The organism is Flavobacterium poyangense (assembly GCF_011751075.1).
Classification (GTDB): Bacteria; Bacteroidota; Bacteroidia; order Flavobacteriales; family Flavobacteriaceae; genus Flavobacterium; species Flavobacterium poyangense.
Map to the genome: position 1 here is coordinate 58,697 of NZ_JAALLN010000005.1, position 13,476 is coordinate 72,172.

Genomic DNA, 13,476 nt, shown 5'->3' on the forward strand with positions numbered 1-13,476 from the left:
GATCTGTAATTAAAATTCGTTTATAAATAAGTCAAAATTGCCCGTTGCGGCTACTTTCAATAAAAAGGACTGCCAAACATTATTGTTGACGATATCGCGATCAATTTCAGCACGATTTAGTGTGTAAATAGTCTGTGTTAAATCAGTTAAATCGGTAAGTCCGTTTTTATATAAAGTTGATTTTTGCAAATAAGCCTGTGCCGCTGCTTTAACCTGAATTGGGGCCTCCGCATAATTATCGAGCGTAATTTTGATTTTATCTTCGGCAAAGACCAATTGTGATTTCAATTCTCTGTCCGCCTGATTGTATTCTTCCTGCAGAGCCTGAGAAACAAATTTCTGTGCACTGACTTGTTTGCTTGATCTGAAAGGTGTTGTTAAATTCCAGGTGATTCCAATTCCAATCAAATAATTACTACGATCCGGATTTACACCATTCCAATAATTTCTGTTGAAAGCCGTTTGATCCACTGCATAAGAAGAGTCAAATCCTGAAGCTCGTGTTTGCAGAATACCAAAAGCACTCATGGTCGGGTAATAAAAACGCTTGTACAATTTGACCTGTTGATTGCTGTAATCGATTTTTGTTTTATAAAGTTGTAATAAAGGATGAAGGCTGTCTGTTGCGATGTTGTTGTTTACAAGTTCTTTCGGAATCTGATTAACAAAAAGTGTATCGGTAACAAAGTCCTGTGATGCAACCCCCATTAAATCAACTAATTTGTTGTTTTGTTCTTTAACGAAGTTTTTAGCGAGGTTTAAAGCAATTTTAGCCTTAGAAACTTCAGCAGTGGCTAAAGTCGAATCTACACCGGCTAATAATCCGTTTTTAACTCTGGCTGCAGCCGTTTTTTTGAACACTTCTGCACGCGCTAGATTTTTTTGTTGTGAAATCAATAATCTTTGACTTGCCAGTAAGTTTAAGTAAGCGGCTGAAATTTTGATTTCCTGTTGGAATTTTTCCTGCTTTAGATCTTTTTCTTTGGCCCGAACATCAATTTTTGATAAATTGATTTTTTCCTGCGTTTTTCCGAAAGTGAAAAAATCCCAGTTCATGTTGACCAGATAAAGGGCACCAAATGCTGAATTCCAGTTTTGTTCCGGAAGGGGTAATCCCGAGGAAGCAACTCCAAGACCTCCAAAACCATAAAGTGGTCCGTTTTGTCCGTTGACTGTTCCGTAATCTTGTTGCGCAGATAAATTTAAATTAGGCAAATAATCGCGACGGGATTGTTTGAGTGTTTCCCGCGAAGCACTGGCGTAGTTGTTTTTTGCTTTGATGGAACCGTAGTTTTCAAGACCTGTCTTTAGGGCTTCTTTTAAAGACAAGGTTTGTGAGTAACCAATTGAGGCAAAAATCAAGAAAAATAGAAAGGTAATTTTTTTGAAATACATATAACTCAAAGTGTAAAATGATGTACCAAAATTATTTGACTCCCGATGATTTTTGTCATCTTAAATGATGTAAGACACTAATAAATGACCAATTGAATTTGTCATTTAATGGAAATATAAATTAAATATTTGTTCGTACTTTGTAAACTATTTAATAATGAGAATGAACAAAAAATTTGATAATATACTGGATAATAGATGGTGGCAGGAGATTGCTGTTGTCTCTTTTTCCTTTACCATCTATACCTTAAAGAATGACTGGATGTTGTTTAGCTCCGCGACTTCTATTTTAATGGGGATTTTTTTCTATTGCGTTTTGTATTTGCATGCGCAATTCAATCGTTTTTTTCTGCTACCGGTACTTTTCAAAACCAGAAGACCTTTAACGTATATCTTTTTGACCTTATTTGGTGTGTTTTTGTTTTCTTTGGTTTTATATGAAATGACGAGGATGGATGTATTTAGCAATTGTCGTCTGTATCAAAATTCGCATCAGAGGAGTTATGTTTATCAGTTGGCCAGTGTATTGGGGACATTGGTTTGCATTTTGAGTCCTATAATTGTTTTTAAGTTTTACAGGATTCACAAAAAACAAACTGATGAAACGTTATTGTTCAATCAAATGCAGTTGAATTCGTTAAAAGGACAATTGAATCCACACTTTTTATTCAATACTTTTAATACACTTTACGGCATCAGTTTAGAATTTCCTGAAAGAACGCCGGATTTGATTATGAAAGTTTCGCAATTAATGCGGTATCAGCTCGAAAGTAATAACAAACAATGTGTCTCTTTAGAAGAAGAGCTGGAGTTTATAAACAGTTACGTACAACTTGAAAAAGAGCGGGTAGGCTATCGTTGTGAAATCACTTACGATTGTAAAATAGACAACGAAAACGCCTATAAAGTCTCGCCAATGTTGTTGATTGCCTTTATAGAAAATGCTTTTAAACATGGAACCTGTGCGATCGAAAAATGTTTTGTACGGATCATTGTTACGGTAGAAAGCGGCTTACTGCACCTGCATGTTGTGAATTCTATTCCTAAGAAGAAAACGGATGTCGTTTCGACTAAAATTGGTTTGAAAAATACAATTGAACGATTGAATCTGATTTATGGAAAAGACTATAAACTGGATATTCAGGACGATAAAAATACGTATATCGTTGATTTGAAAGTGCAACTGAAAAAATTCGTGTAATGAAAGAGTCCAAAAAATGTATTATTGTTGATGATGAGCCGGCTGCGCATTATGTGCTGGCAAATTATATCAAACAGAATCCGCAATTGGAACTTGTTTTTCAAGGGTATAATGGGATTGAAGCCATGAATTATCTTCGGGAAAACAAAGTCGATCTGATGTTTTTGGATATCAACATGCCCGAGATTTCAGGGATGGAGTTGCTAAAGATTCTTCCGATGCATCCTAAAACTATTTTAACGACAGCTTATTCTGAATTTGCACTTGAAAGTTATGATTACGGTGTAATTGATTACCTGCTTAAACCGATTTATTTTCCAAGGTTCTTAAAAGCGATTGATCGTTTTTTTGCAACAGAAAGTATAAAAGCCATAGAAGAAGAAACAATTGTTAATACGGTTAGTGTGAAAGTAGACGGTTATTTTGTTGATATCGAATTAGATCAGCTGCTGTTTGCTCAGAGTTTTGGTAATTATGTGAAGTTGCATACAATCAGAAAAACATATTTAGCCTCTATTACAACAACAGAGCTGGAAAAATGTCTTCCGGAGAAAAGTTTTATGCGAATTCATAAATCCTATATTGTTTCGTTAGATAAAATTGAAAGTACCGAGAAAGATTTTGTGAGTATTAAAAAAGAAAAATTACCGATCGGAATTACTTATAAAAGAGAATTGTCTGATCGATTAAAAAAATAAAAAATTCATCTGTTATTCATTTTAAAGTAGTAATTTCATTACGTTATTTAGGAGTGTTTTAATTTAAGAGTTGGAGTCATGAAAAATATTTTCTTAATCATTGTTTTGTTATGCAGTAGTTATTTGATGGCGCAAGAAATGGTTACTCCTGTTAAAGAAGTGGTTACTCCGCCTGAGGTTGTCAAATTTGCTTTTGAAAAAGGATATCCCAATAAAAAACCGTTTTGGTCAATGGAATATGTAGGTGATGACAATGACGAAATTAGATATGAAGCAAAATTCAATCTTACAACAAAGACAAAAGCGCTGGCCGTTTATGATAATTCAGGAAATTTAAAAGCTTTCGAGAAGCAAATTCCGTTGACTGAGCTTCCGCAAAAAGCGCAGACTTATCTGAAAACAAATTATCCGGCTAATGCGATTCGAGAAATAGCAATAATTACGGATTATAAAAACAAAATAACTTATGAAGTCGGAATCAAAAAAGAGGGGAAATTTTATGATGTTGTTTTTGATAAAAACGGAGGTTTTGATGTGATCATTCAAAAAGATTAAAAAAAAGAAATCTTACTAACTCAATTATATTACAAAAGGAAGAGCCCGACAGTTTTTACAAGCTGTCGGGTTTCTTGTTTTAAAACTGAATTATAAGTTCATTCCGCCTGAAACTTCAATACGTTGTGCATTGATCCAACGGGCATCTTCTGTACATAAAAAGGCCACGACACCTCCAATGTCGTCCGGTAAACCAACTCTTCCCAAAGCCGTTAATGAGGCGATATGTTGATTTAATTGTTCATTGTCTCTTACGGCTCCATGTCCAAAATCGGTTTCGATGGCACCCGGAGCGACAATGTTTACTTTGATTTTTCTGGCGCCTAATTCTTTGGCCTGATATTTAGTTAAAGTTTCCATCGCCCCTTTCATTGCAGCATAGGCAGCATAACCGGGGAATGAAAATCGAGCCAGTCCTGTAGAAATATTTACGATGGCACCACCATCATTCATGTTATTCAGTGCTTTTTGAGTTAGGAAAAACGGACCTTTAAATTGTATGTTGCTTAACTCGTCAAAATCTGCTTCTGTAGTATCGATATAAGGTTTGTGAATCCCGATTCCGGCATTGTTTATCAGAAAATCAAATTTGTCTGTATCAAAGCTGTCTTTTAAAGCCGTTTGTATTTCTGCCAGAAAAGAATCAAAAGTGTTTGATTTCGATACATTCAATTGAATGGCTACGGCTTTTTGGCCTAAGTTTTCGATCTCTTTTACCGTTGCTTCTGCTTCATCTTTTTTGCTGTTGTAAGTCAGAATTATGTTGATTCCTTTTTTGGCTATAGCCAATGCCATATTTTTTCCTAAGCCTCTGCTTCCACCTGTTACTAAGGCGATTTTTGTGTTTGTTGCCATTTTATATTTGTTTTAATTCGAATACATTGTATGAAGATGATTGCTCAAACGGTGTTGGTAATTTTGTTGCTTGATAAATCATCTTTTAAATAGAGAAGACAAAGGTAGAAGTGAAGGGAGAATAGTGAATTGTAAATTTCAAACCGATATTTGCAAAAATCAAATCATAGTTTTATGCGCGAAAGGCGAGGGGGGTAAATGAAGTTTGTTTTTTGAAGAAATTAGAAAAGTGGGCCAGCTCTTCAAAACCTAATGAATATGCAATTTCAGAGATATTCCAATCCGTTTGTTTTAAAAGTGTTTTGGCCTCGTTGGTCAGACGAGTACTGATTAACTCGGTTGTAGTTTTTCCGGTGTTTTCTTTCAGTACTTTATTAAGATGGTTCACGTGAACAGATAATCTGTTGGCAAAATCTTTTGCAGTTCTCAGTGTAAGTCGCTGATGTGGAGATTCGATGGGGAATTGTCTTTCTAACAATTCGGCAAATAAAGAAGAAACTCTGGCTCCTGAATTGTGCTTAGAATATAAGGCAGTCAAAGGCTGTAGTTTTTGCCCAAAGTGAATTAATTCGGCAACATAATTTCGGATCAGATCATATTTGTAAACATAATCAGAATTGATTTCTTTTTGTATTTTATTGAATATCAGTTCAACTTCAGTAACTTCTTCCTGCGAAAGTTGAAAAATAGGATATCCATCTGTGGTGAAAATAGGAAGTTCATCAAGATCGATTCCACTTTTATTTTTGGATAAAAATTCACCGGTAAACACACAAAATTGCCCGGATTGCTCGGTATCTTGCGGGAGATAATTGTAGGGAATTTTCGGAGTGGCAAACAAGAGTGCATATTGCTCAATTTCAATGATTTTGTCTGCATATTCGGCTCTGTTTTTGCCTTTTATAAGACTTATTTTGTAATAGGCTCTTCGGTCATAAGGCATTATGGCCTTTCCCTGAAGTCTTTCTAAAACTTCCTTAATATCAAACACATTAAAATGACCAATTTCTTTTTTAATATCATTTGGTAATAAAGAGCTTGGTTCTACAGTAGAACCTTCTGTAATATCTCTGTAAAATGATTCTAGTGTTTTCATAAGCGAATTGTAAAATTCAAATATACGAAATTATAGGAAGTGGGAGGGGTTTCAAGTTTCAGGTTTCAGGTTTCAATCTTTGTGTTGAGTTTAACCGCAAGGTGCGCAAAGTTTTCTTCGCAAAGGTCGCAAAGTTTTGCGATAAGGATGTTTTCTTATAGGGCTACTAGTAGGTTTCACGTAGATTTAGCAGATTTAATAAGATTTTTTATAGACGAAGAGGATCAGCCAAATCTGCTAAATCTGCGTGCAAAAGACATTGCGATTTAGTGACTTTGCGTGGAAAACTTGCGTATAGCTTTGCGAACTCTTGCGTTCAGAATAAATAAAAATCCTTGCGCACCTTGCGGTTAAACTCGCACGCACAGGCGCAAAGAATCGAAACCTGAAACTTGAAACCTGAAACAAAAACTAAACAATTCTAGCATTTTAAAACAAACTCCCCTGAACATATTCTGCCTGAGGATTACTGTTGAATGCAAAGGAGTCAATGACAAAAAACTGTTTTTTTACCGAATCAAGTTCTCGCAGTACGATTTCTTTGCATAAAAAGTCAAGATCAATTGTAGTGAAAAGTTGTGATGCTATTTTTAGATTTTCAGGAGTTAGTTTTCTGCCAATTGACATATGCGGTTCGTCGCTTTTTTGAGGTTTCAAAGATCTAAAGGTTTGCTGTGTTTTTTTCATAATTGTTTTTAGACCATTCTTAGAATCTTCATTGGGAGCAATAAAGAAAGCACCACTGTTTTCAAAAGCCCCAAAATGATCCAAACTGACTTGAAATGGAGTGAACGTATCGCAAATTTTAGAGAGCTTTTGTTTGACCTTATCTATTTCTGATTCATTTAGAGCGAATTCACAAATAGTGATGTGTGCTACTGAATTGCAACTACTGTACCAATCAATTTTGCCTTTCAAATAGTCTTTCATTGTTTTTACAGCATCAATAACATCTTGCGAAGGATAAAAAACTATAGAGTATTTCTTTATCATTTTAATAGGTTTGGGAAGAATAAATTTAAAAGAAAAAATGAAAGAATCTATATTTTTCCTTTGAGATGCAATCGGTGTAGTATTTCAGATTGCAATAGTCCGCTTCCTCCACCAAAATGTTCAATGACTTCTACTTCGGGCTTGCTTTTTAAGCAGAAAGAAGTAAATTCTTTTTCGACCTGATCTTCGATACCGGAACTCAGTAAAACCATGTCTATTTTGTTATTCAGAAAATAATCTTGTGCCAGTTTTTCATCATTAAAAGCTACGGCATTCCAATTTTCATTTGCATTGACCAGTCGGAGTAAGATTGGTAAAATAGCTTCGTTTTTTCCGAGTATTAAGAATTCAAGTGTCTTCATAACCATTAATTTACTAGTACAAATGTATTAGTTAAATTTTGGTTTAAACTTAATCTGGATTAAGAAATTTAAACGTGTTTTGAGTCGGAGTTCCTGTTTTCAGTTTTAGTTTGGTACGTGGGATCAATTTATTTGATAAAATTATTTACTTAAGAATAAATGTTAAGTTAATAGGCCACAATGAATTAAGGTTTCTGAAATGTAAATAAAATAAAAAGAATGGTCAAAATGTGGGAAACCGTAATATATTCTCAAAAGTACTACATAAATTTGCACCACAGAAGTTGGTGTTATGTTTAGGTTTAATGCCTTTTGAAACCTTATTTACCCTTCGATTGTTATTGTTTTTTTGGAGAAGAACATTTAGTTAAGAAAGAAAATTTGACGTATTCATTTAAGTATGGATAGCTTTGTATAAATTCAAAACAGTACAAGAAGGTTTATTTTTTCTATAGTCTATAGATTTGGTTGTTTTATCAAATCTATAGACTTTTTTTTGTTTTGAGGTAATTAGAAACGGATTACCGGCAATTACAGTAAAAACTTGTTTACTCGCTTTAGAATTTAACTGGCATATCTTCTGTTACTTGTCTGACTGCTCTTTTTTATAAAATCTTCTGCTGGCTTTCTTTGAAAGAATGTATAATATTTCGATCGAAAATGGTTGAGTCTTGTATAGTTTAGTTCATATGCAATTTCTGTTAATGTGGTGTAATTTCCACTTTGCAGAAGCTCATTGGCTAAGATCATTTTGTTGTTTAGAAAAAGATTTTTCGGGGAGCTGTTAAATTGTTTTTTGAATAGTATTTTATATTTGGAAGGAGACATACCGGCCATTTTTGATAAAACATCTACAGTAGGGAACGAATTGTTCAGATTGTTTAAGAAATAGTTTTTTGTCTTTGTAACTGCTTCGAGTTCAATCTTAGTAGTTTCGTTTTGTACTGCTGATGAATTTTGGCAGCGATTTAGAAAATTGCCCAAAAGTTTTAGTGAAATACCTTTAAAAAAGGATTCGAAGGACAGATCAGTAATTGTTTTGTCTTTCAGAGATTTGAGTAATAAAATACTATTGCTGTCAATAGTATCAAAATAATGAAAAGAGTTTGCCGAATCTTCATTTTTTTGCTTGATATATTCTTCAATTGAAACTGTTTGCAGAAGTTTATTTAATGTTTTCTTTTCGACAAATAGTTGTAAAACCGTTGTTCGTTGATTAATAGCAGGCATAAAAATGCTTTCTATTTGATTGTCTATAATGGTGAGACCGGAATTTTCGGCAGCCCCTATTTTGTAATCTACGGCGTCTATTTTTATTGTATTTGCAGAATCACTTAAGTCGAAGTGAAAAATGCACAATTCAGTATCAGATTTCAACCGGGTAATTTCAATTGATTTTGTTAAAGTAGAATCGATAAGTAGGGCAGAGATACCAGTAGCTACCTGAGTAAAATAAGAATGTCCCATACCAAGAGTGTCTTTTATAACAATTGTCTTTTGATCAGTATCTTCAACATTTATTTCTTGAGCTAACGATGGTTGACTTTTTGGTTTTGTGTTATAATATGGAGTGATTTTTTTCATTAATGCTTTGTTTAATAATTATAATTGTTGGATAAAATTCTTTGGTGTAAGTCCAAAATGCTCCTTAAATTGCGAAGCAAAATAAGAGTTATTACTAAAATGAAGTTTATCTGAAACTTGTGATATTGATAATTGCCTCTCTTCAAGAAGTTCTTTTGCCAGAATCAATTTATTAGTCTGAAAGTAAGAGTTTGGTGTGAGGCCGGTTATTTTTTTAAATAAAGTTTTGAATTTTGATTCAGACATTTTTGCTTTTTGCGCCATCATTGAGATGCTTGGAAAATGGTTTTCAATATTTTCAAGTAAGAACATTTGTATACTTATTATTTTTTTAAGATCTGTGCCTTTAACGGTTTGAACAATAAACTTATTTAAAACAATTTTTTTTAGGTAATTGGAGATTAACATATGCACTGTTGCCTTAAGATTTAAGTCAAAAATGGGTCCGCCGACATTTAGTTTGCGTAAATCATTTAATAGATGGTAGCTTTCATTGCTAATTCTGTCAAATCTTATGATTGCGTTTTTTTTGAGATCTGTAATTTTTTGTGTTTCAGTACTGGAAATGGTGTTATTTTTAGCAAATGTGTTAAGGATGCTTTTTTTTATAAAAATGCAAAGTGCGTACGTGTGACTTCCGGATTTGACATGATAATCTGTTTGGAGAGAACCGTCAATTATGGCCAGATTATATTTCCATCGGCCTATATCGAAGGGCGTATTATTGGTTGTCAAACTAGCATCACCAACAGTCAGGTCATAATACAATGCGACGAAATCATCTTTTGAGTTTTTCTGGGTAAAGTGTAGGTCTTTGTGATATTTCACATTGATGTAATAAGCGACAATTCCTTCTTCGCATTCGAGAACATATCGGGTTCCGGATTGGATGTCTTCAGGGATATTTATAAAATTATCCTCTGTTTTTCCTTCAAGTTGCGCTGTAAAACCTTTTACCCAACTTAGGTCAGCACCGTAGGAGTGTTCAATTTTTTTCACGTGGTATTTGGTATAATAGGAATATTATCAGCAACAGAACATAGAAATTTGTTTATTTTGCTATTGTTATCCTTTTTAATTAATTGCCAATTTCAAATACTGGCTTATTTAAATTTTGTATCTCCGTTTAGAGCACATATACAAAGTTCTTGGACAAAGAGGGAAGTTGAGTTGAAGCGTTTATTAGTGTTGCGTTTTGTTTTATAAGTGATTTTTAAACACTGTTATTGCTGATTTGGGAGACTTTTTTTAGAAGGCAGAAAGTCTTAATCTGGCATTTATATGTCGGAAGTAGGCAATTTGAAGCTTGGTTTTACTCCTAATTTTGCATTATGCTTTAATGTAATTATTAAATCATAATAGATAATTAAGCACTAATTAGTAATAGCAAGCAAGATGAATACGTCTAATTTTTCAATAGAGTTTGAATTGAATGTGAATGAAATACAAAAATTAAACAAGATGTATTTTAAGCGCTTATGTAAAGAAAGAGTTACGTTTTTTTTTATCATTGCTTTAACTTGTTGCATTTTTTTTGATTTTTTTAATTTAGAAAATGATGATGATTTTATAAAATGGCAGTTAAGAAGTTTAGTGCTGGTCGTCTCGTTTTTTATATTCCACTATGCATTAGCAAATACCATCTGTAAAGTCATTTTTACTGTAATCAGAAAATTGGTTCGATGCTCTAATTTTGTTGGGAAATATAGGCTCAATTTTACTAATTCGTGCATCTATGTCAAAGCTCCGTTAGGTGCTTTTGCCCACAAATGGAATCAGATTGAAAAGGCAATTTTAACTAAAGATTTCTTTTTCTTATATGTTAAAGATGCAGATCATCATATTATCACTATTTCAAATAGAGGTAAGAATGACAAAAAGAGGAATGATTTGATTGCTTTTGTAGAACATAATGTAACCGAGATAACAAAAGTTTGAAACATTGAAATGAAGATGCTTTTTCGATCTAAAATTTAGAACCGTGTAAAATTGTATTCATTTTTTTGACTAAAAGAAAGGTAAAGAAATCAATGGTAAAGAGAACTATTTTGGTCTGCGATGCTAAAAAAGTATTCGTGAAGATGTTTAAAAGGAAATTCTATCGGGAATTCGAGTTTATTGACAATTTGATTCTGACGGAAGATAAAACCGAATACGAGAATTTTGATGGTTTAATAGTTGTAATTTATAACAAATTTGAGGTAATTAATTTTTTGAAAGGATATAAAAAAGAGACAAATGTTTTAGTGTGCGTTTTTAACGAACAATTATTTGAACGATTAACTTTTCTTGAAGAATTTAATGGTGTAGGGCTGTTAGACGGTTCAAAAACGAGAAGGGAGCTAGTAGCAGATTTAAGATCTAACTTAAAAAAGGCTTTAAATTTTAAACAAGGGGTTAAAGAATCTTTTTCGGATTCAGCTGTAGTAGAAAATCAATTGCATGTCTTTTTGAAAGATTGGATTGTTTCTTCTGCATCGTAATTCTGTTAGTTAAGAATGATAAGGCATTTTAAAAACCAGGATATGTGATAATATGCCTGGTTTATTTTTTTGTTACATGATGCTTCTTTTTTTGCCACAGATCAAATAGATTAATGTGATTTGTTGGGTTTCTTTTTCGACTTTCTCATTCTATATAAAGCTGAATGTCATCCTGAGCGAAGTCGAAGGCAGCGCAAGAAGATTGTAAATGCTTACAAATTCCAAAGCTAAAAAGTCGAATTAAGGTCTTTAGTTTGATCTCTTAATTATTGTAATTAGGTTGAGCAATTTTTTTTTATTTGTATTGATAAAGAGATAGAGATCAATATATAATTTATTTAATCTGCGGGGTCGATTAAGCCGATTAGATTCCTGATTTGCCATTGTAATAAAAGAACTCTACTTGCAGTTAATGCATTTATTGAGGATAATCGCTTAAAAGACGACCCTGAAATGAGCGTTAAATGTTAAGAATTGATCAAAATAAACTGTCTAAAAGAGAAAATTAAAAAAAAATAGCAACAAAATTTCGGCTGATTTTAGATGTAATTGATTGATACTTAAGAATGAATCTTTTGGGTTAATTTAATATTAAGCGCTTCGTTAAAAACTGGCATAATTTTAACATTAAACTTGCGTTATCTATCTAGCAAACTTTTATTTTTGCGCCTTAATTTAATAAGTATAAGCATGAACGATCTATTAGTAAAAATCAACGCCGAAATCGACACATTCAAAGCAGAAGCAGAAGCACTAACTGAGAAAGGTGTTAAAGCTGCTGGACCAAGAGCACGTAAATCAACATTAGAAATTGAAAAACTTTTAAAAGAGTTTAGAAAAGTTTCTATCGAAGAATCAAAAAAATAATATTTGTATTCAAAAAATAAGACCCGACAGTTTAATAAAAGTTGTCGGGTTTTTTATTGCAGGTGTTTTTTCGGTGGCACTACTTCTACTAATCGAAATGAAAATTTTTCTCTGAATTTTTTAGGCTCTATTTTTTAGGAAGAACACTTCTGTGTTCGGATTTGTTGCGCAGTACATTGTTATTTACTTCTGTATTCTTCGAGGTGAGTTTGAGAAACGTTAAAACCTATTCTTGTCTGACGGTTTGAGAAGTATCGGATTGTGGTAAAATTATAGGGCAGTTATAGTGTGTTGTTCTGAAATTAGTTGTTGAAATTTAACGGTAATAAATTCATTAAAAACAGCTATATATTTGCTACATACACATAATGCAAATTTGTTGTACTTCGTATTATAAAAATAATCGGAAAAAGTATGACACTATTGAAAATTAAAGGAAAAAGTATTGTAAACGTAGCAGGATTTGTTCTTTTGGCAAGTTTACAACTCAATGCACAAATAGTAAAAAATACAGTTGATTCGCCCACAACTCTTATTAAATCTACTGTTCAGGAAACGCAGTCTGCCAACAAAGGGCTTTTGTCAGTCAGAATGAGTACAAAACAAAGAAACGCTATTGTTTCTCCGGCAACCGGTTTGGTGGTTTACAATACGACAAAAGAGAAACCGGAAGTATTCACCGGAACAGTTTGGTACAGTATTGCACCGGAACTGACCGCAGCAGAAACAACCGTCAGGACTATATCTGATCAAGCTGTTCAACAATCAGACTTGAAAGCTTTAGATAAAAAAAAGAACCTTTCTGGAAGAGAATTTAAAGAGATATCGGGTAATACTTTAGCTACTGTAACTTTGCCGGCAGATAAGGATGTTGCAGTGGCAGTCCGTCCATCGTACACTTATGAGCATGATAGTTTTGTGGTTTTTTTGCCCTTTGCAGAACCTAAAGTTGGGAGAACTTATACCTTTAATGTGACCCCGACGAATGATTGTGTTATATACATGTCAGATAATAGTTCTACGACTTTTTTGAATGATAAAGAATTGGTTAAAGGTAGAGGAAACGCTATTTCTTTTAAAGCAGGAGATTCATTTTCATTAGTACATGTAGGAGGCAGAAGATGGTATATTTTGTAAAAGTAAAATGGGAGTTTTTTTATAGTCTTCTATAATTTTTTTGTTTACCAGATTGATACGAAAGTTTGTAGTTATCTTATTTATTTGAAAATGCAGGATTCATGGAGTCAATATTAGAATTGAGCATTTGTGTTTTGTTTAATAATTGATTAATAAACACGATACATTCCAGCGCTAATTAACAGGAGGTAATTGACAGTACTAAATTTTATGAGAAGCGATTGGTTCTGTTAGAGAATTGATCGCCTTT

14 protein-coding genes are annotated in these 13,476 nt (G+C 33.1%); 7 read left to right on the top strand and 7 right to left on the bottom strand.

Annotation, left to right across the window (positions count from 1 at the left end):
* Positions 1-9: 9 nt before the first annotated feature.
* Complete coding sequence (locus tag G3A47_RS11040; RefSeq protein ID WP_166922238.1) at positions 10-1,395, bottom strand: TolC family protein; 1,386 nt, start codon at positions 1,393-1,395, stop codon at positions 10-12.
* Between the two features lie 163 nt (positions 1,396-1,558).
* Here G3A47_RS11040 and G3A47_RS11045 point away from each other — a divergent pair, with 163 nt between their 5' ends.
* The 3 genes from G3A47_RS11045 (at position 1,559) to G3A47_RS11055 (ending at position 3,849) form a co-directional block, all read left to right on the top strand.
* Positions 1,559-2,596 carry a sensor histidine kinase gene (locus tag G3A47_RS11045; protein WP_166922503.1) on the top strand — a complete coding sequence of 346 codons (1,038 nt, stop codon included), beginning with the start codon at positions 1,559-1,561 and terminating at the stop codon, positions 2,594-2,596.
* The gene (locus tag G3A47_RS11050; protein WP_166922239.1) at positions 2,596-3,294 is read left to right on the top strand and encodes a LytR/AlgR family response regulator transcription factor; all 699 of its coding nucleotides are present in this window, start codon (positions 2,596-2,598) and stop codon (positions 3,292-3,294) included. The genes G3A47_RS11045 and G3A47_RS11050 overlap by 1 nt, the downstream gene beginning before the upstream one ends.
* A 78-nt stretch (positions 3,295-3,372) precedes the next feature.
* Complete coding sequence (locus G3A47_RS11055) at positions 3,373-3,849, top strand: PepSY-like domain-containing protein (protein WP_166922241.1); 477 nt, start codon at positions 3,373-3,375, stop codon at positions 3,847-3,849.
* Between the two features lie 90 nt (positions 3,850-3,939).
* Here the strand turns inward: G3A47_RS11055 and G3A47_RS11060 are convergent, their stop codons facing one another.
* The 6 genes from G3A47_RS11060 to G3A47_RS11085 form a co-directional block, all read right to left on the bottom strand.
* Positions 3,940-4,704: an SDR family oxidoreductase gene (locus G3A47_RS11060; protein WP_166922243.1), complete on the bottom strand. Its 765-nt coding sequence runs from the start codon at positions 4,702-4,704 to the stop codon at positions 3,940-3,942.
* Positions 4,705-4,876: 172 nt separating this feature from the next.
* Positions 4,877-5,800: a helix-turn-helix domain-containing protein gene (locus G3A47_RS11065; RefSeq protein ID WP_166922244.1), complete on the bottom strand. Its 924-nt coding sequence runs from the start codon at positions 5,798-5,800 to the stop codon at positions 4,877-4,879.
* Positions 5,801-6,229: 429 nt separating this feature from the next.
* Complete coding sequence (locus tag G3A47_RS11070) at positions 6,230-6,793, bottom strand: 2'-5' RNA ligase family protein (protein WP_166922246.1); 564 nt, start codon at positions 6,791-6,793, stop codon at positions 6,230-6,232.
* 47 nt (positions 6,794-6,840) lie between these two features.
* Entirely contained in the window at positions 6,841-7,155 is a 315-nt protein-coding gene (locus tag G3A47_RS11075; protein WP_166922248.1) for a hypothetical protein, read from the bottom strand.
* Between the two features lie 564 nt (positions 7,156-7,719).
* Positions 7,720-8,739 (bottom strand): helix-turn-helix domain-containing protein, encoded by a 1,020-nt coding sequence (locus G3A47_RS11080; protein WP_166922250.1) that lies wholly within the window; start codon positions 8,737-8,739, stop codon positions 7,720-7,722.
* Positions 8,740-8,757: 18 nt separating this feature from the next.
* Positions 8,758-9,738 carry a helix-turn-helix domain-containing protein gene (locus G3A47_RS11085; protein WP_166922251.1) on the bottom strand — a complete coding sequence of 327 codons (981 nt, stop codon included), beginning with the start codon at positions 9,736-9,738 and terminating at the stop codon, positions 8,758-8,760.
* Between the two features lie 462 nt (positions 9,739-10,200).
* Between G3A47_RS11085 and G3A47_RS11090 the strand changes: the two genes are divergently transcribed.
* The 4 genes from G3A47_RS11090 (at position 10,201) to G3A47_RS11105 (ending at position 13,226) form a co-directional block, all read left to right on the top strand.
* Complete coding sequence (locus G3A47_RS11090; protein WP_166922253.1) at positions 10,201-10,677, top strand: hypothetical protein; 477 nt, start codon at positions 10,201-10,203, stop codon at positions 10,675-10,677.
* 143 nt (positions 10,678-10,820) lie between these two features.
* On the top strand, positions 10,821-11,222 hold the full coding sequence (locus G3A47_RS11095) for a hypothetical protein (RefSeq protein ID WP_166922255.1): 402 nt from the start codon (positions 10,821-10,823) through the stop codon (positions 11,220-11,222).
* A gap of 690 nt (positions 11,223-11,912) precedes the next feature.
* Positions 11,913-12,089, top strand: coding sequence for a histone H1 (locus G3A47_RS11100; protein ID WP_047777269.1), 177 nt, complete (start codon positions 11,913-11,915; stop codon positions 12,087-12,089).
* Between the two features lie 414 nt (positions 12,090-12,503).
* A complete protein-coding gene (locus tag G3A47_RS11105; protein WP_166922257.1) occupies positions 12,504-13,226 on the top strand; it encodes a hypothetical protein in 723 nt (240 codons plus the stop codon).
* Positions 13,227-13,476: the final 250 nt, after the last annotated feature.